Origin of the sequence: Methanorbis rubei, from assembly GCF_032714495.1 — an archaeon.
GTDB classification, from domain to species: domain Archaea; phylum Halobacteriota; class Methanomicrobia; order Methanomicrobiales; family Methanocorpusculaceae; genus Methanocorpusculum; species Methanocorpusculum rubei.
The window spans coordinates 91,102-109,084 of record NZ_JAWDKB010000003.1; the positions used below are offsets into that span (position 1 = coordinate 91,102).

16 protein-coding genes and 1 tRNA gene are annotated in these 17,983 nt (G+C 51.0%); 8 read left to right on the forward strand and 9 right to left on the reverse strand.

Going from position 1 to position 17,983, the window contains the following annotated elements:
- Nucleotides 1-7 precede the first annotated feature (7 nt).
- Nucleotides 8-907 (reverse strand): beta/alpha barrel domain-containing protein, encoded by a 900-nt coding sequence (locus McpCs1_RS03955; RefSeq protein ID WP_338095960.1) that lies wholly within the window; start codon nucleotides 905-907, stop codon nucleotides 8-10.
- A gap of 238 nt (nucleotides 908-1,145) precedes the next feature.
- Nucleotides 1,146-2,039 carry a bifunctional hydroxymethylpyrimidine kinase/phosphomethylpyrimidine kinase gene (gene thiD, locus McpCs1_RS03960; protein ID WP_338095961.1) on the reverse strand — a complete coding sequence of 298 codons (894 nt, stop codon included), beginning with the start codon at nucleotides 2,037-2,039 and terminating at the stop codon, nucleotides 1,146-1,148.
- Nucleotides 2,040-2,099: 60 nt separating this feature from the next.
- Between thiD and McpCs1_RS03965 the strand changes: the two genes are divergently transcribed.
- Nucleotides 2,100-3,416 (forward strand): AIR synthase-related protein, encoded by a 1,317-nt coding sequence (locus McpCs1_RS03965; protein ID WP_338095962.1) that lies wholly within the window; start codon nucleotides 2,100-2,102, stop codon nucleotides 3,414-3,416.
- Between the two features lie 390 nt (nucleotides 3,417-3,806).
- Here the strand turns inward: McpCs1_RS03965 and McpCs1_RS03970 are convergent, their stop codons facing one another.
- Nucleotides 3,807-4,283, reverse strand: coding sequence for a GyrI-like domain-containing protein (locus McpCs1_RS03970; RefSeq protein ID WP_338095963.1), 477 nt, complete (start codon nucleotides 4,281-4,283; stop codon nucleotides 3,807-3,809).
- A gap of 21 nt (nucleotides 4,284-4,304) precedes the next feature.
- Complete coding sequence (locus McpCs1_RS03975; protein ID WP_338095964.1) at nucleotides 4,305-5,345, reverse strand: radical SAM protein; 1,041 nt, start codon at nucleotides 5,343-5,345, stop codon at nucleotides 4,305-4,307.
- A 543-nt stretch (nucleotides 5,346-5,888) separates the two neighbouring features.
- On the opposite strand from McpCs1_RS03975, the gene McpCs1_RS03980 reads away from it, so the two are divergent.
- The 4 genes from McpCs1_RS03980 (at nucleotide 5,889) to McpCs1_RS03995 (ending at nucleotide 9,770) form a co-directional block, all read left to right on the forward strand.
- Nucleotides 5,889-6,485, forward strand: a complete 597-nt coding sequence (locus McpCs1_RS03980; RefSeq protein WP_338095965.1) for a 5-formyltetrahydrofolate cyclo-ligase — start codon at nucleotides 5,889-5,891, stop codon at nucleotides 6,483-6,485.
- Nucleotides 6,486-6,583: 98 nt separating this feature from the next.
- Nucleotides 6,584-9,031 (forward strand): CDC48 family AAA ATPase, encoded by a 2,448-nt coding sequence (locus tag McpCs1_RS03985; RefSeq protein ID WP_338095966.1) that lies wholly within the window; start codon nucleotides 6,584-6,586, stop codon nucleotides 9,029-9,031.
- Between the two features lie 48 nt (nucleotides 9,032-9,079).
- Complete coding sequence (locus tag McpCs1_RS03990) at nucleotides 9,080-9,502, forward strand: Hsp20/alpha crystallin family protein (RefSeq protein WP_338095967.1); 423 nt, start codon at nucleotides 9,080-9,082, stop codon at nucleotides 9,500-9,502.
- A gap of 112 nt (nucleotides 9,503-9,614) precedes the next feature.
- Nucleotides 9,615-9,770 carry a hypothetical protein gene (locus McpCs1_RS03995; RefSeq protein ID WP_338095968.1) on the forward strand — a complete coding sequence of 52 codons (156 nt, stop codon included), beginning with the start codon at nucleotides 9,615-9,617 and terminating at the stop codon, nucleotides 9,768-9,770.
- An 854-nt stretch (nucleotides 9,771-10,624) separates the two neighbouring features.
- Here the strand turns inward: McpCs1_RS03995 and gltA are convergent.
- On the reverse strand, nucleotides 10,625-11,980 hold the full coding sequence (gltA, locus tag McpCs1_RS04000) for an NADPH-dependent glutamate synthase (RefSeq protein WP_338095969.1): 1,356 nt from the start codon (nucleotides 11,978-11,980) through the stop codon (nucleotides 10,625-10,627).
- Nucleotides 11,981-12,829 carry a sulfide/dihydroorotate dehydrogenase-like FAD/NAD-binding protein gene (locus tag McpCs1_RS04005; RefSeq protein WP_420847062.1) on the reverse strand — a complete coding sequence of 283 codons (849 nt, stop codon included), beginning with the start codon at nucleotides 12,827-12,829 and terminating at the stop codon, nucleotides 11,981-11,983.
- 396 nt (nucleotides 12,830-13,225) lie between these two features.
- Between McpCs1_RS04005 and McpCs1_RS04010 the strand changes: the two genes are divergently transcribed.
- From McpCs1_RS04010 to McpCs1_RS04020, 3 genes are all read left to right on the forward strand, one after another.
- The gene (locus McpCs1_RS04010; protein ID WP_338095971.1) at nucleotides 13,226-13,477 is read left to right on the forward strand and encodes a hypothetical protein; all 252 of its coding nucleotides are present in this window, start codon (nucleotides 13,226-13,228) and stop codon (nucleotides 13,475-13,477) included.
- On the forward strand, nucleotides 13,474-13,995 hold the full coding sequence (locus McpCs1_RS04015; RefSeq protein ID WP_338095972.1) for a pentapeptide repeat-containing protein: 522 nt from the start codon (nucleotides 13,474-13,476) through the stop codon (nucleotides 13,993-13,995). The genes McpCs1_RS04010 and McpCs1_RS04015 overlap by 4 nt, the downstream gene beginning before the upstream one ends.
- A 295-nt stretch (nucleotides 13,996-14,290) precedes the next feature.
- Nucleotides 14,291-14,468: transfer RNA gene (locus tag McpCs1_RS04020), tRNA-Trp, on the forward strand.
- 262 nt (nucleotides 14,469-14,730) lie between these two features.
- Here McpCs1_RS04020 and McpCs1_RS04025 read toward each other — a convergent pair.
- The 3 genes from McpCs1_RS04025 to McpCs1_RS04035 all read right to left on the reverse strand — a co-directional run bounded on the left by McpCs1_RS04025 (nucleotide 14,731) and on the right by McpCs1_RS04035 (nucleotide 17,599).
- On the reverse strand, nucleotides 14,731-15,531 hold the full coding sequence (locus McpCs1_RS04025) for a hypothetical protein (protein WP_338095973.1): 801 nt from the start codon (nucleotides 15,529-15,531) through the stop codon (nucleotides 14,731-14,733).
- A gap of 53 nt (nucleotides 15,532-15,584) precedes the next feature.
- On the reverse strand, nucleotides 15,585-16,961 hold the full coding sequence (gene glmM / locus McpCs1_RS04030; protein WP_338095974.1) for a phosphoglucosamine mutase: 1,377 nt from the start codon (nucleotides 16,959-16,961) through the stop codon (nucleotides 15,585-15,587).
- 62 nt (nucleotides 16,962-17,023) lie between these two features.
- On the reverse strand, nucleotides 17,024-17,599 hold the full coding sequence (locus tag McpCs1_RS04035; protein WP_338095975.1) for a DUF5806 family protein: 576 nt from the start codon (nucleotides 17,597-17,599) through the stop codon (nucleotides 17,024-17,026).
- Nucleotides 17,600-17,983 lie beyond the last annotated feature (384 nt).

Consider the following 17,983-nt stretch of genomic DNA (forward strand, 5'->3'; position numbering starts at 1 on the left):
TTTGTAATTATTTGAGCATCGCAACTGCGTCAGCGACGGTTTTGTTTTCAACCGTGATTGCATAGATTGCGTTGCAGAACTTTACTGCTTCATCCAGTGTCTTCTGGTGGATGTTTCTTCCGGTTGCGTTGCCTGCTGCCCCACCGACGTGAATCTGTTCATAGAGTTCTTTGAGGAACTTTTCTTCCGTGGTTGCCGAGCCGCCGGCACAGACGAGCTTTGTTCTGCCTGCTGCTTTGACTGCTTCGCGGAGAAGTTCTGCAGAGTTTACTCCTTCTTTTTTCGGTGCATTGACCTTGACAAAGTCGCTGCCAAGGCATGCGGCTACACCTGCGGCTCCTGCGATTAAGTGTGCGTCTTTTTCGTCTTTGACTGCTTTGCCGCGTGGGTAAATCCAGAGGACGGTGACCATGCCGTACTGGTGGGCTGCGTTGATCAGCTGGGCTGCTTCTGCAAGCATGTCTGCTTCTTCTTCGCTGCCGAGGTAGATGGTGTAGCCGATTCCTGCGATCTTGACACCGCGGTCTGCGATGTCTGCGATCTGATCAACAGTCCAGAGCTGCGGGCTGACCGGATCTTTCTGGGAGACGCCGACGAGGTGGGTCTTTGAGTTCATCTTCACCAGATACGGGACATCAGGATAGTCCATTGCGTAGCGGCTGATGAGTCCAAGCTGTGCGGCAAGCACGCCGATATTTGCTTTTGCTGCGATGCGGAAGAGGTGTTCCGGATCTGCGTCATCAGCAGGGATTCCTTCGCCGCAGAAGTCATCGTTTAAGTGTTCGATCTTTTGATCGCCGGCAAACAGCATGAGCCGGCCGGAACCTGCGGTGATCATATTGTAGTTTGCAATATACTGGTCCCGCATACATTCGGGGACGTCCAGAGGAACCTTCACATCAGTCATTATCGTATATGTTGCCTTCTGAGATTGTTAAGGTTACGAGTCGGAATTTCCGATTTCTAATGTGGGGCTTTCCCTGCCGCGAACGCGGCACGGGAAAGCCCCACAGAAATCAATAATTCCGACGCACTCGACGCTTCGCGCCTCGGAGAGCTTGTTGATGAAATGGTGAAAAATGTAATTTTATTTATTAAAAAAATCGCCATTGGCGATTTTTCATTCGCGTCATTCGCGTTTGAAATCAGAATTTCTTGCCGTAGCTGGTATGCTGCTGCCATCCGGGATTCATCGTAAATCTTCCCGGAGCATACTCAACAGCGTAGCGGATTGCACTGTCCACAAAGGACTTCGCCTCTGAACATGCATCTCTGACCGGATAGCCGAGGGCAATGTGGGATGCAATGGCTGATGCAAAACAGCAGCCCGAACCGTGAACATCCTCAAGCGGATACACATTGCCGTGCAGAAGCACTGTTCCGTTTTTATCAGCAAACACATCCGTTGCCTTGCGGAAATCTGCATGTCCTCCCTTGATGACAACAGACTTTGCCCCGAGATCCAGGAACCAGTGAGCTGCTTCCTCCATCGATGCGGCATCGACGATGTCGATGCCTGAGAGAACCTTTGCCTCCGGTAAATTTGGCGTGACCACACTCGCACGGGGAATCAGCGACTCGACAAGTTCACGTTCTCCTCCCTCATCCAGCAGCCGATACTCGCGGGTTGCAAGAAGAACCGGATCAATAACAAGCCCCCGATCCTCAGGCAGGGATTTTGCAACAGCCCGAACCGTCTCCGCATTCTTCAGCATCCCTGTCTTGTAGCACCCGATTGGAAAATCCTCCTCAAGAGCTGCAATCTGCTGGCCGATAAACTCCGGCTCAACAGACGCAGTGCTTGTCACATGGTTTGCATTCTGCGCGGTAAGAGCAGCAACGACTGTCATTCCCCAAACACCACATGCCGTCATCGTCTTCAGATCAACCTGCAGTCCAGCACCGGCTGACGGGTCAGAACCGGCAACGGATACGGCAAACGCCATTCCCTTGAGCAGATTCCCGGCAGACTTTTGCGAATATTTTTCCGATGTATCCGGCGTATTTCTCATACTGATATCCTTTGCATGCTGAACCATAAGAGTTCTCGTATCCTGCCCTTTGGCTAACTTTATAGGCTGCTATCTCGCAAGTATTGTATGGATGTTGAAGGATATGTCCGCCGCAGTCTGCATAAAGGAATCTCTGAGGAAGAGGTTCTGAAACTGCTGCAGGAACGCATTCTTGAAATAAAAAATATCGATGCCGGTTACGCCTCTGAAGTTGCCCGTGCGGTCATCGACGAAGTGAAGATAACCGAAGGGCTGACCGGCGATCTGTTTTCCTATGAACACGCTGGCGTGACCATGGGAGAGTTCGGTGTCGGTTCAAGGGGCTCCGGAGATTTTTACGCACATCGAAAAATTGCCGAGGTGATCGGCAAGACTTCTGCTGATGTGGGCGTGGATCAGATGGATGACGGCGGAGTTGTCCGGGCGAACGGGACGTATGTTATCACAACGGTTGACGGCATGCACTCGCGTCTGTCTGACTTTCCGTTCCTTGCCGGATTTCATGCAACCCGTGCGACGCTTCGCGATGTGTATGTGATGGGAGCAAAACCGGTCGGTCTCATCTCCGACGTCCACATCGCTGATGACGGTGATGTGGCGAAGCTGTTTGACTACACGGCAGGAATCACTACGGTGGCAGGAGCCCTGAACGTTCCCCTGATTGCAGGGTCCACACTCCGCATTGGCGGAGATATGGTGATTGGCGATCGGATGACCGGCTGCGTGGGTGTGGTTGGGGTAGCTGATCATGTGACTGCAAGAAAGTCGACAACCCCTGGCGATGTGCTGCTGATGACGACCGGCTCGGGCGGCGGGACGATTGCGACCGCAGCGATTTACTCAGGCAATGCTGAGGTTGTGGAGGAGACGATCAATCTGCACTTCCTGAAAGCATGCGATGCTTTGATCAGATCGCAGGTTTTCCCCCGCATTCATGCGATGACCGATGTGACCAACGGCGGTCTTCGCGGCGATGTGTTTGAGATGGCGGAAACCGCGAGCTGTACGGTTGTTGTGGATGATGCTCCGCTTCGCGGTCTTGTCGCACCCAAGGTTCTGGCTCTTCTTGACAAACTCGGCATCGATTATCTTGGCGTGAGTCTGGACGCTCTTCTTGTTGTGGCACCGCCAGAGTATGCGGATGAGATCATTGCGACTGTTGCGAAGGCAGGGGTTCGGATGGAGAGAATAGGATTTGTCCGCGAAGGTCCGGGCGTTTCTCGCCTCATCAGGAATGGTGTTGAGGGAGAGTTTCTGCCAAAGTTCCGCGAGGCTCCCTATACTCCTCTGAAGAAAGTTGTCGACCGGCCGGGCCGCGACTTTGAGGAGATGAAGAGAGGAATTGATCGGGCGGCGGCTGCGGCACGGGAAAAGAAGGACCGCGTCCTTGCCAAACTTCAGTAATTTTTTTTTGAATAGGACTCACGCAGTGTGATTTTTCGCCATATGGTTTTACTTGGAATAACCACGGATCACACAGAAATTTTCGGAGCTTCACGGAAAAAATGCACGGAGAACGCCTGCGGCGCCGGAATGCACGGAATATATTATTCATATTTTGAGAGAGTAATAGAGGATAAATTGTCTTGGAGATCTTTCCGTGCATTCTCGCGAAGCGGTGAGCAGGCCGAAGGCATGCGAATCCGGCGCCGCAGGCGTTCTCCGTGCATTTTTTCCGTGAAGCTCTGTGTGTTTTGTGCATTCTGTGGTTATTTCGAGTGAGGCTAAAGACAGATAAATCACAAACAATGAGACTCACCCCACGTGATTGAAAAAAGTAATATGAAAAAAACTCTACAGTTTTTTCACCGGAATCTGAACTTCGGTCTCCCACTCATCAGGGTTTTCTCTGTCCCAGACACCGTGAATGTACTGTTCCCTCGGTGGCGCCGCAAGTTCATAACCATGTTCCTCAACCCAGGCAAACGCAAACGCATATGCATCGCCGAGCTTTGCGTAATCTCCCTTATGCAGAACACAAACAGCAGGAACCGCCTCCAGCTCTCTGAACCGGATGGTTTCGGTCTCTTTTCCTGCCGCCTCCACCACCTGACCATACTCGATCATGATCTCCTTCTCCGGCAGCACATCGCAGGGTTCCAGATAAGCGGTATAACAGTACTCATTACAGCGAAGATCGGGATTTTTCTCCCTGCACTCCTCTGCCGACCTGAGAATAAAATCAGGAATCTCCTCAAAGGATCTGATCTTCCCTTGTTTGTAATAAACAGTACAATTGGGGAGATCCTTTACTTCTGCAGCATAATTCATGTAAATACCTCAGCATATTTTTCAGCACCATGACGAAAAAGTCGTCTGGCGTGTTGTTCCAAGCGACAGATACGGCAGTGCCCGTTTCATCACCACGCCGCAGCCGCGAAGGGCAGCCGTATTTCTGACACTCTGCACTTTTCTTGTCTGTACAATCGCCTCAGCACTAACCGCACCGATACCGGGCACCCGAAGCAGCTCGGACTTCTCTGCCGTGTCCGGATTCAGGAGGGACAAATTCTGCGCAAGAAGGATTTTTGGATCCGTATTCAGCAGCATTCCCTCCTCATCAAATGCGGGAGTCAGCTCCCCGCGACTGTAGCCGTACAGCCGGAGAAGAGCATCCATCTGATACCAGCGGTTTGCCCGCCACACCGGCGTATTCTCATGCTTTTCCAGGGGTGTATCGGAAATCGCATAAAATGCCGAGTAGTAAACCCTTGCAGGATGATACTTTTCATAGGACGTCGCAACAGTGTCGAAGATATCCTTGTCACTCTCGCCAGCAGCTCCCACCACAAACTGGGTTGAGTGGCGGTCCGGCATAATCTCCGCAAGCCACTGATGGCGGGTAAGGAGATCGGACCGGTAATTCTTCACCGTTGCAATCTCTGCGAGATAGGAGGAGTTCGGCGCTTCCAGATTGATGCTTAAGCGGGTTGCATACTTTGCAAGTTCGGCAATGTCGGTGCGGGAAGCTCCCGGAAGAACCTTCAGATGCAGATACCCACGATACCCGGCGGAACGAATCAGGCGTGCAGTCTCGGTCAGTTTTTCCATACCAAGATCCACATCACCTCGGGGAATTCCGGTGCTGAGCAAAAGACCGCCGACGCGTCCTTGTCGATGCAGAGTAAGGTATCCATGGGCAAGTTCTTTTGGAGTAAAGCTGACGCCGGTTTTTTTACCGCAGACGCCGCAGTAGGCACAGTCAAACGAACAGGTTCCTTCAAGCAGAATGCGCATAACATTGCAGCATTTGCCGGACCCCTCATTACGACCGGTCTGGTCGAAGAAGGTTGAACTTGTCGCCCGTTCGATTTTCTGCATCAGCTCCGACATTACACATTATGATTGGCATGAGGGGATTTAAACCCAGGACCGCGCGTACTGAAAGTGCTCTTTTGGAAGTGATAAGCAGCACTTTTGGAATCATCTTTGAAAAAAATCGAACAGACCAAAATGATATCGAAATGAATCATTATAGATAGGGCTTACACGATCGCGAAAATTTTCAAACACGAACCACACGAAAAATCACGAAATATTTCGAAAAACACGAAATAGGGACATTGATGCAAACTGTGATCCCGAGTGATTTCGTACTGTAACGCGTTCTCTTTTCTTCTCGTCTTTCTCGAGATATACGGTGGTTCAATTTGAATCCAAGAGCAAATTTCGTGTTTTTGGAAATATTTCGTGAGTTAATTATTTCGTGATTTTTCGTGTGGTTCGTGTTTCAAAAAACCTCAAAACGACATCACATTGAAAAATAATTCTTCTGATATCGTGCGTCACCTCACAAAATCACTCCGTGTAACTCCTATTCTAAAACAATAGCACACCACCCGAATGTTTATCCATTCCCACGCTGATAACTCAACTATGCCCAGCAAAGCCGAGATACGGGAACACCTCAGATCCGTTCGCGATGCTTTGACGCTTGAAGAACGCCGCGAGAAAAGCTACTACATCACCGAGCATCTCATCAGATTCCTCAAGCCCTATACAACAGTTTTCGCCTACGTCTCCAAAGAACCTGAGGTCGAATCGCTTGTCATCATCAACAGTCTACTTGGTGCGGGAAAGACCGTAATTGTTCCAATCATTGACACAAAAACAAAAACACTCCGCCTCTCCTACCTCACCTCAGTCGCAGACCTCGAACCGGGAACCTTTCAGGTACCCGAACCCCTCTCTGCAGAAATTCCGGCAGACATCGACAAAATCGAGATAGCCCTCCTGCCTCTGATCGGATTTGACCGCTCCGGCAACCGCATCGGATACGGCGCAGGATACTATGACAGATTCTTCGACGTCTACCCTGACATCCCCCGCATCGGCCTCGCCTATGCCTGTCAGGAAGTTGACCGGATTCCTGCCGAGTCCTACGACCGGAAAATGGACTGGATTGTGACCGAAAACGGAATTACCATCTGTAATCCTGCGCGTCCTAAAGTTCCGCGTAATGTGGTTCTATAAATCTCTTTTTACCGCCCGCGGGTATTTGCCCACACATATAGTTTAAATATAACATAACGCTTACGCATAGTAAACAATACCTTACAGGTGATACTTTCATGACTGACAAAATTACTCTACCATTTATTGTACAGGAGGCAGACAGCAGCGACGTTGGACGCGGATACGCGAGAATCAACAACGACGTCATGACAAAACTCGGCGTAAACTCCGGAGACTTTGTAAAAATCACCGGCAAAAGAACCGGCGTCGCCAAAGTCATGCGTTCTTCGGTGAGCGGATCGGGCACGATTGCCATTGACGGTGACACCCGTCGTGCGGCAGGAGCAGGTATCGGCGACACCGTCATGGTGGAAAAGACCACACCGCAGACCGCCGCCAAAATTACCATCCAGCCCGCAGCCCAGAGCATCAAACTTGACAGCCGCCAGCTGGAACAGTTCATTCAGGGACAGTACGCCGGAAAACCGATCGCCAAAGGTCAGATAATTGCAATCCCGCTTGCAACCCAGCAGACGAGAGAAGACCCGTTCCTCTCAGGATGGGGAGGATTCTCCAGCTACAGCACCGAATACTACGCATTCGTCATCTCTGACGTCTCTCCGGGCGACATCGCCATCATCGGATCCGAAACCGCAGTCCATTACAAAGACTCGGTCTACAAAGGAGACGACGCCCCGAAAGGAAAATCCGCAGGCAACATCCATTACGAAGACATCGGCGGACTTGGCCGCGAACTCTCCCAGGTTCGCGAGATGATCGAGTATCCGCTCAGACACCCCGAAGTCTTTGAAAAGCTCGGCATCGAACCGCCAAAAGGCGTCCTCCTCTACGGTCCACCCGGAACCGGCAAGACGCTTATCGCCCGGGCAGTCGCCAACGAAGCAGGTGCCTACTTTGACACGATTTCAGGTCCTGAAATCGTGTCAAAATATTACGGAGACTCCGAAGAAAAACTCAGAGACATCTTCCAGAAAGCAGAAGAAAACTCTCCGGCAATCATCTTCATCGACGAAATCGACTCCATCGCACCCAAACGTGAGGAGTCCAAAGGCGAGATGGAACGGCGTGTCGTAGCCCAGCTCCTGTCTTTGATGGACGGCTTAAAGAGCCGCGGCAAAGTCATCGTCATTGCTGCAACCAACCTTCCCGACTCAATCGATCCGGCTCTCCGCCGCGGCGGACGCTTCGACCGCGAGATTGAAATCGGCGTGCCTGACAAAGAAGGAAGAAAAGAAATTCTTCAGATCCATTCAAGAAACGTTCCGCTTTCCGAGAACGTTGACCTGATCAAGTACGCGAACACCACCCACGGATTTGTGGGAGCGGATCTCGCCCTCGTCGTCAAAGAGGCCGCAATGCATGCATTACGCCGCGAGTTCCCTGGCATGAATCCTGACGAGACCATCTCCAAGGAGAAGCTCGAAGGTCTGAAGGTCACCGCCGAAGACTTTGAGTCCGCGTTGAAAATGGTCCAGCCTTCCGCAATGCGTGAGGTTCTCGTTGAAGTGCCGGACATTCACTGGTCTGACGTTGGCGGGCTTGACGGTGTCAAGGAAGAGCTTCAGCAGGCAGTTGAGTGGCCGCTGAAGTATGCGGACGTCTACAAACAGTTTGCCACAAAATCCCCGAAGGGATTCCTGATGTTCGGGCCTCCCGGTACCGGCAAGACCCTGCTGGCAAAGGCTGTCGCGAACGAGTCCGAGTGCAACTTCATCGCGGTAAAAGGTCCTGAGCTGATGTCGAAATGGGTCGGCGAGTCCGAGAAGGGCGTGCGGGAAATTTTCCGCAAAGCACGGCTTGCGTCTCCGTCGATCATCTTCTTTGACGAGATTGACTCGATCGTTCCCCGCAGAGGAAGCTACGAGGGCTCGTCCCATGTAACCGAAAGTGTAGTCAGCCAGTTCCTGACCGAGCTCGACGGGCTTGAGGAGCTGAAAAACGTGGTGGTGATTGGTGCGACCAACCGTCCGGATATGATCGATCCGGCGCTGCTTCGTCCCGGAAGGCTTGAGCAGCACATCTTTGTGCCGCCGCCGGATGAGGAAGGGAGAAAACAGATTCTTGAGGTCTACCTCAAGGGTGTGAAGGAGATGCTTGCCGAGGATCTGAATGTGGACGATCTGGTTGCCGCAACGGACGGGTTTGTCGGAGCAGACATTGAGGCTCTGGTTCGCGAGGCGAAGATGGTTGCCATCCGCGAGTTCGTGAAGGCGATGGCAGGCAGAGAGGCGCAGGAGATCTCACTTGCGATTGGCAGCGTGAGGATCTACAAACGCCACTTCGATGAGGCGCTGAAGCGTGTGCGTCCGTCGATGGATAAGGAAGGACGCAGGAATGCGGAACGTGACTCCTGGCCGTACCGGTTCAATGAGGAGGAACGTGCAACGCTTGATAAGGCGTTAACGGCGCTGAAGATGGCTGAGTATAAGGCTGATGAGGATGCGGCTGCAAAGGATCAGACTGCAAAGCTGGACAGGCTGCTGATGAGTCATCAGAAAGACTTTAGCGCAATCAGAGAGATAACTAAGAAGATGGAAAACTGAGGTTAGTGGGGGTCACCCCCCAGCCCCGGTTTTCGGATGTGAACGAGAATGCCAGAGTCACCGGATGATGCCTACAAAGATCTGATGGATATTATTCATCAGATTATTACTGCTCATGTTTCGGGCGACGGCGAGGAGAAGCTCCCGCCCGTCATGGGAGTGAAGTTTGTGTTAAACGGGGGCACGATTCATCTTGCCCCGATTAATCCTCAGCCAAAGACGATTCCAATCGAGGTGTTTGAGGATGAGGGGACAGTTATTATTCAGACGGAACTGCCCTATAACTGTCAGGATGATTTTTTCATCGCGTATCAGGATGGAAAACTGCAGCTGAATGCAGGCGAGCGGCGGGAGTATACGGCGGTGATTCCGGTGCCGCCAATCGATCCGGCGCTGACCGAGACGCATCTGCATAACGGTGTGCTTGAGATTGTGTGTTTCAAGAAAATTCTTCCGAAGATGGAAGAGTAATCATTCCACTTTTTTTCAAAAATGATTATTGAAATAATCATTATTTGGATTATATATTGATAAGAGATGGGAGGTTACTCTTCTTTTGGCAGCATCTGCAGAAGAGTAGTGAATGGTTTTCTGGAGTTCTGAGATTATTTCCCGCTTTGCCATTCTCCTCCTCTCACTGACGTCAGACGTCAGACGTCAGATGTCAGATGTCACCTATGTTTTTGAAAAAAAGATCATCCCCGAAAAAATTCCCTTACCAAAAATTGAGACAAAGTGATTGTATTTATATACTCAATGTCATAACTATACCACAAGAGGAAATATTCTCTCTCACTCATCTTCGATGAAGAGAGGAGAAGCAAAAATTTTCCAGCTATATCTTTTCTTACAACCTATGTGACATCTGAAGTCTGACATCTGACATCTGACGTCAGCAAGAATTCAGTTGACGACATATCCATCACTGAAATCAAAAAACCCTTCATTTCCGTGATGTTCACGTCTGCTCCGTGATGTTTTCTCCGTGTGATACCACGAAAAGATTTAGTCTATTTTTTCTGGAAAAAATAAGCGGGTCAGTGGCGAATGGGCATGATGAGAAAAGAAAACCGCAAATCCACGCAAATCTCGCCCTTCGGGCTCCACAAATCGCATTTGCGAACCGTCGCTCTCATCCCGCCGGATTCCGGCGGGCTCGTTGCTATCGCAACCGCGACTGCAAATGCTGGGCGGCGCCAGTCGGGCGCCGCATGTTGTTTATCGGATAATATTCATGGTGTGTCATTGTGTCTGAAACTTTCAAATTGTCCTCACTTCGGATGCGATCCATTCAACCTATGGCGGCGCCCGACTGGCGCCGTCCAGCGTTTGCCGTCGCGGTTGCGATAGCAACGAGCCCGCCGGAATCCGGCGGGATGAGAGCGACGAAATAGCAAACGCGATTTGCGGAGCGAGCATCAGCGAGCGAGATTTGCGTGGATTTGCGGTTCCTTTTTCAAGCGAAACCACGCTCACCACTTACCCGATTACTTTTTTCCAGAAAAAATCGACTAAATCTTTTTGTGAGATTACATTTCCGTTCGTTTTCCGTGGGCGGAGCTACGACAAAAGCCACCGCCAAAAAAAAAATTATCAGAACTGCGGAACTTTCCGCAGCATCTTATCAATCGCACGGGCCGCATCCTTTGCCGTCCCCATCGCAAGAATCACCGTTGCTGCCCCTGTTGCAACATCCCCTCCGGCGTAGACCGTTGGAATCGAAGTCTGGCCAAGACAGTTCACCGCAACACTTCCATTCTGGTTACGTGCAAGATCCGGCAGCATCCGCAGCAGCAGCGGATTTGGTCCCTGACCAATAGCCTCGATGACCACATCCGCCTCCACCACAAAGTTGCTTCCCTCAATCGGCTCAAACGAACTGCGGCCATCATCTCCCGGACTGCCGAGTTCCATTCTGATCGCCTCAACACCTTTGACCGACCGGTTCTCGCCTTCCACAAACCTAACAGGATTCGTACAGCAGGAAAACTCCACGCCCTCCTCCTTCGCATGACGGACCTCATCCAGCCTCGCCGGCATATCAGCCTCTCCGCGGCGGTACATCAGCGTCACTGCCGCCCCCATCCTTCGGGCAACACGGGCTGCGTCCATAGCAACATTTCCGCCGCCAATCACCACAACCCGCTTTCCAAACTTCACCGGCGTATCATTTGCCGGGAAACTTGCAGCACCCATCAGATTCACCCGTGTCAGAAACTCATTTGCCGAGTAAACGCCGCAGAGATTTTCTCCCGGAAGATTCATGAAGTACGGCAGCCCGGCTCCCGTTCCAAGGAAAACCGCATCGTAGCCGAGCAGCTCCTCAACAGGCACACTCCGGCCTACCACATGATTCGTCTTTACCTCTGCACCAAGTTTTTTCACCTGATCAATCTCGGTCTGCACGATATCCTTTGGCAGACGAAACGCTGGAATACCATACATCAAAACTCCGCCCGCCTCGTGCAGCGCCTCAAACAAAGTCACCGAGTGACCGAACCGTGCAAGCTCCGCGGCTGCCGAAAGACCGGCCGGTCCTGAACCCACAACCGCAACACGCTTACCGGTCGGCGGGAGCCGGACAGGCGTCTCAATACCATTCTCCCGCTCCCAGTCAGCGACGAAACGCTCGAGGTGACCGATCGAAATCGGCGTATCCTTATTGCCGAGCACGCACTCGCCCTGGCACTGGGTCTCCTGCGGACAGACGCGGCCGCAGATGGCAGGCAGCATGTTGTCCTTCTTAATGATCCGTGAAGCCTCGCGGAACTCACCCATCTCGCATGCATGAATAAACGCTGGAATATCAATTCCTACCGGACATCCGTTCACACACTTCGGCTTCTTACACTGAATACACCGGGCGGCCTCAGCTATAACCTCGGCCTCGGTGAATCCGAGATCCACCTCGGCGAAGTCTGTTACGCGAAGCTCTGCATCTCGATCCATTTACGCCACCTTCCTGCATCTGCACTCGTGATGAGCGTCGTGATACTCGACCGACTGCTTCTCTTCAGGCACATACATCCGCTGGCGTGCCAGAAGATCGTCCCAGTCGACCTGATGAGCGTCAAACTCAGGGCCGTCAACACAGGCAAACTTCATTTTGCCGCCAACGGTAACCCGGCAGGATCCGCACATTCCTGTGCCGTCCACCATTACCGGATTCAGCGAAACATAGGTCTTGATGCCGAACGGTTTGGTAACGCCGCTTGTTACCTTCATCATCATGCCTGGGCCGATAATCCAGACCTTGTCGATCTTTCTTCCGCTTTCGCACAGCGTCTGAAGAGGTCCGCTTGCAAATCCTTTGATGCCGTAGGATCCGTCATCGGTTGTGACGAACAGTTCATCGCAGATTGCCCGCATCTCGTCCTCAAGAATTAACAGACTCTTGTTTCTCGCACCGATAATGCCGATAACATGGTTGCCGGCATCTTTTGCTGCCTGGGCAATGATCGGTGTACAGGCAACGCCAACGCCGCCGCCGACGACAACTACGGTCTCTGGGCCCTTTGCAATGTCGCTTGGCATGCCAAGGGGACCTACCACGTCACGCAGGCAGTCGCCCGCTGAAAGGGATGCAAGCAGTTTCGTTGTTGTGCCAACTGCCATGAAGGAAAGACGGATTAAGTCACCGTCGGTCCCAGAGATGGTCAGGGGTACGCGTTCGCCTGCTTTGTCGGGGTGAATGATACAAAACTGTCCTGCTTGTGCATTTCGTGCAACCTGCGGAGCACGAATCCACATTTCAAAAACCGCCTCGGACAAGGGGTGTGCTTTCACTATCTCGTACAAATTTGTTCACTCCGCTACTGGCTTGAGAATATACGGGTACTTATTGGTTCTTGGACGACTTTAATTCTGTGACATAGAAAAGAGAGTAGCTCTCAGCCTTCACCGAGATGATATTGTATGGGAATGGACGTTAGTAGTAACCTGCGAGTGCAGGATGAGGTTATATCCGAATAGTGGCTGGTTTATCAACAGTTAGCGAATCCAGGTCATAATATCCTCCTCGAGAGGGAATTTGTTCATTTATCATACATGGCATGGAGTGTAAAACTCCATACTATACTTGATGCTTAGGTCGCGAAATACCTCTCCCGAAACTGTTTCGGAAGTTTCGGTCGTCCCGAAATTTTTTCTTCTGCCAAATCTTTTAGACCTGCGGGCTCGTACATAATCAGTACTTTGAAGCATCCTCATCCTGATACTCCCGTTGATCTTGAACTTGATTCTGACTTCACGCAAGAGGAACATGCGGAGTTTGAACAGCTTGAACAGGAGAACCCTTACGTTGAGCAGCATGAGGAAAAAGTTCGGACGCCTCCTCTCCCGGAAGATGCCCGCGACGGAAAGCATGACATTCTCTTCCTTCTCATCTTCATCATCCTTGCTGCTGTGTTTCTTTGCGCAGTTATTTTCGGCGGAGGTCTTCTTTGAACGCCCACCGGCTTTTCTTTCAGGCAGTCGAAAGTAGTGACTACACTGAGTGGAATCGCTGGTACACCAAATATCTTCGCGAGTCTGATGAGGGGATCATGATCCTGCTTGGTCAGGACTTTACCGGCATGGATCTTTCCGGTGCATGCCTCAGGAACTTTGATCTGACCGCAGCGGTTTTTGCGGGGGCTTCTCTTGCGGGAGCTGATCTCTGCGGTGCTGTGATTGATGAAGCGAACTTTTCCGGCGCAGTTCTCACTTCTGCAAACCTGTCAGGAGTTTTTGCAGCGTTTGCGGTTTTTCATGAAGCAGATATTTCTCTGGCAAATCTTTCAGGCGGCGACTTTACCGGAGCCGACTTTACCTCTGCAAATCTTCGCCGCTGTTATGCCCAGCGTGCGGTTTTTACAAATGCGGATTTTCGTAATGCTGATCTCTGCGGTGTCTACGCACGGCTTGCGGATTGCGAGGGGGCGGACTTTTCGGGTGCTGATCGGTTCGGTGCCGTCTTTTCTTGAGATAATGTGATTTGTCATAGTTCCGCCCACGGAAAAACTGAAAACACGGAGCTTCACGGAAAAAAACGTCACGGAGTAGATGTGAACAACACGGAACACGAAAACAATTCATTTTCGTGATGTTCACGTCTGCTCCGTGATGTTTTTCTGTGATATTTCCGTGTGTTCCGTTTTTCCGTGGGCGGAGCAACAAACAATATCGGACAGTGTTTGCCAATAAACGAATTTATGGGGAAAGTCGAAATAATCGCAATCCTTAAATGAGTAGACATAGACATTAATTACGCAAACGATGGGGGTCGTGGCCTAGTCCGGAATGGCGATGGGCTCCAGCGGTCTTAGCGTATGATGAACTATCGGGTCTACTGATTGATAGATGATGACCCGTTGGAGCACTGATGCAAAATCTGTTCTCCTCATGTTCGCTTGTCGGAGAGACCCGTCGATCGTGAGTTCAAATCTCACCGACCCCACGTTTTGAAAAAGCTCTTTTGAAAAATGTTTTCGATTCAGAATAAAATCTTTCGAAACGCGAATAGCGCGAATAAAAAAATCGCCAATGGCGATTTTTACAGATTAATTAAAATTATTTATTTTGGACCCATCCATTCAAAAAAACACAAATTATTTTTTTTGAAAAATCGCCATTGGCGATTTTTTTATTCGCGCTATTCGCGTTATTCCGCGAAGCGGTGAGCAGGCCGCAGGCATGCGATTCGCGTTTCAAAAAAAATATTATGGCTTCTGGAACGCCATCACCGTGTAACCGGTTGTCTCATCATAAATTCTGCTCTTCTCCGCAAAGCCGAGATACTTTATCCGCTCGGCAAAAGTATCAGGAGTATTTTTCCCTGTCGTGTAGACCGCAGAAATTATTGTTGAAACATTATTCTTCAGGAAATCCGGCTCTCTTTGGGCAACATCATGTTCGTATCCGGCAATATTCATGACCAAAGTAATGTTACTCGAAAACTTTGCATCCGATGCAAGCTGCTGCACGGTCGTTGTCGGAACCGTCACCGTCTCCACAAAGACCGAGTTGTCGGTGATTCTGTTCCTCACAATATTCGAACCTACCGAAAACGTAACGTTTGGCGAGCCGTACGCGATCGCCTTTGGCACAATCGTAAACCCTGCCGTGTTGACCGCCTTCGTCTCGTTTAAGGATGACTGCAGATACGGATTTGGCTCGACCGAGACCTGATGTATCGGCAGTATCAGACGATCATTCATGTACGTAGACAGAACCCCGACTCCTGCGCCTAACTCAATCACCGGATTTTCGGCAGGCATATACTTGTCAACAGCCGCAATCAGCTCAGCATCATATGCATTCGGGTTTAAGAGGAGATTCCAGACAAACTCGGCGTCCACATAGTCAGGATCCATAAAAATGAGATTTTCCCGGACCATAGCCTGATTCGGCGTCGGGTTTGCCACGCCAACGCATCCTGCACAAACACAGAACGCGACGCAGAGGAGAGCAAGTACTGCGGTGAGTCTGACTGTTCTGCCAGAACATCCCATAATCTTCATAGCTATCTCTTTTGCGTTTTTTCGTATTAGTAGTATTGTTGTTGAAAAAAAAGTTATTCGAGATAACCGGAGATCTCTCCGAGTATTTCGTCCATGAGCTGCTTTGCTTCTGACGGGTCTTTGGATTCGGTGTAGACGCGAACGAGCGGCTCAGTTCCTGACGGCCTAATCAATGCCCATGCACCTCCACGATTGATGCGGATGCCGTCGCGGGCATCGATCGGGCAGTTTGCAAAGTATTTTTTCATGTGTTCGGTTATTTCCGCGGCACGTTTGGTCTTTCTCTTCTCCTGATACATGGTAAAGACCGGCAGCTCTGCGATGAGTGATGAGAGCGGTTGTTTTCGTTCGGCAACAAGGTCGAGCATGGTTGCCGCAGTCATTGCGCCGTCACGACAGAACTGATGGTTCGGGTAGATGATCCCGCCGTTTCCTTCGCCGCCAATGATGACCGGCTTTCCTTCTTCGATGAGCGCACGCATGGTTCGGGCTGCGTAAATGCTGCCGACAACCGTGTAACTCGTGCTGCATCCGCAGGTTTCTGCGACCGCTTCAACGACGCCTGAGGTGCTGACCGGAGTGACGACAACACCTCCTGGATTTTTGCGGCAAAAGTAGGAGGCGACGAGTCCGAAGGTGATGTTGCCGTCCATGAAGACGCCGTGTTCATCAACGAATATGGCGCGATCCGCGTCTCCGTCATGGGAGACGCCAAACGCAGCTCCAGTTTTGACCACAAGTTCCGAGAGTTCTTTGAGTCCTTCGGCGGTTGGTTCGGGCAGTCGTCCCGGGAAGTTTCCGTCGAAGGGTTCGTTGATGACGTGAACTGTGCAGCCGAGTCTTCGGAGAATTTCCGGAGTTGTTGCGCCCGCCGGTCCGTTTCCGGGATCGACTGCGATGGTGATGCCGCGTCCGCAGTCTTTTGGGAACTGGGCAACGATTGCACTGATATAGAGTTCACGCGCGTCAGGTTCAGCCGAGAGTGAGCCGAGTTTGTTCCAGGGTGCGGCAACAAACTGTTTGTGAATCATGGTCTGTTCGAGTTGGATGGTTCGTTCGTCGCCCATCTCGGTGCCGTCAGCTTCGACGATTTTGATGCCGTTGTACTCTGGCGGGTTGTGGGATGCTGTTATCATGACGCCGCCATCGAGGTGGTGGTCAAGGACGAGGTACTGGAGGCAAGGCGTTGGGACGATGTCAAAGTCGATGACATTGCAGCCGCAGGTAAGAAGGCCTGCCCGAACTGCTGCGGCGAGTGCTGGTCCTGATGTGCGGGTGTCGCGGCCAAGACCGACGGTTTTTCCTGGGCCAAGCATGGTGCCAAATGCTTCTGCAATTTCGAGTGCGAGTGTTGGCGTCATGTCGATGCCGGTTACGCCGCGGACGCCGTTGGTGCCGAAGTACTGTTTTTCGAGTTTTGCAAGTGCCATACCAATTTCCTTGGATTAGTATTGGCGGGTGTGTAGATTATACGTGTCGAAAAGAGAGTGGGTTATTCTTCATCGTCGTCGTCATCATCGTCTTCGTCGACAGTTGTTCCTTTGCGGCTGTTGAGGAGGACGTTTGCAGACTCGCCGAGTTTTCGCATGATCTCGGTGATTTTGTCTTCGATGTCGAGTTCGTCGTCGATGGAGAGTGAGGTTCCTTCGATCTCAAGCAGGAATCTGGCGATCTCGCTGGACTCAAACAGGATGTCGTCAAGTTCGTCGAGGGTGAAAAATCCGCACATGGCTCCATAGAAGAAGGTTGCTCCGGATTTTCGTACCTTTCGTTTGAATGCGTTTCTTGCCTGGTTGACTGCCTGCGGGCTGTAGGTTTCTTCCATGAAGGGTACGAGTTCGGGGAGGTGCTGGCCGATGAAGGTCATTTCTGCGCCGTAGGGTGTTTTGAAGTCAGAGCAGAGTCTAGCGATTGCCCATTCGCGTGCGGTGATGTAGGTGCGTTTGCGGAGGAAGACGTTGACTTTGCGATAGGTTGCTCCGTCAACTTTTTTGAATTTCTGATATTTGTTGATCTCTTCTGTCCGGTCGTCTTCGCCTGGGATGGTCGGGTACTGGTCAGAGTCCATTGTGAGTGTATTGGGAGTTGATTGGTATTGAGGGTTTGGGAGTTGTTTTTGTGAGAAAATGTTGTATAGCATCATATGGTTTATTTCATGTGCGGGTGAGGTTAGTCTGGTGGATGATGTTTTTTTGTTGGGGTTTTTTTGGGATTTTTTTTGAGACGCGATATTGCAGATAAAATACAGAGAGACACTCTCACGAACGAATGCTGGGATGTTTCATCATGGTGATTCCACAAAAAAGATTTAGTCGATTTTTTTTCTTGAGAAAAAGTAAGTGGGTAGGTGGCGAGTGGGCATGATGATGAAAGAAAACCGCAAATCCACGCAAATCTCGCTCGCTGATGCTCGCTCCACAAATCGCATTTGCATTTCGTCGCTCTCATCCCG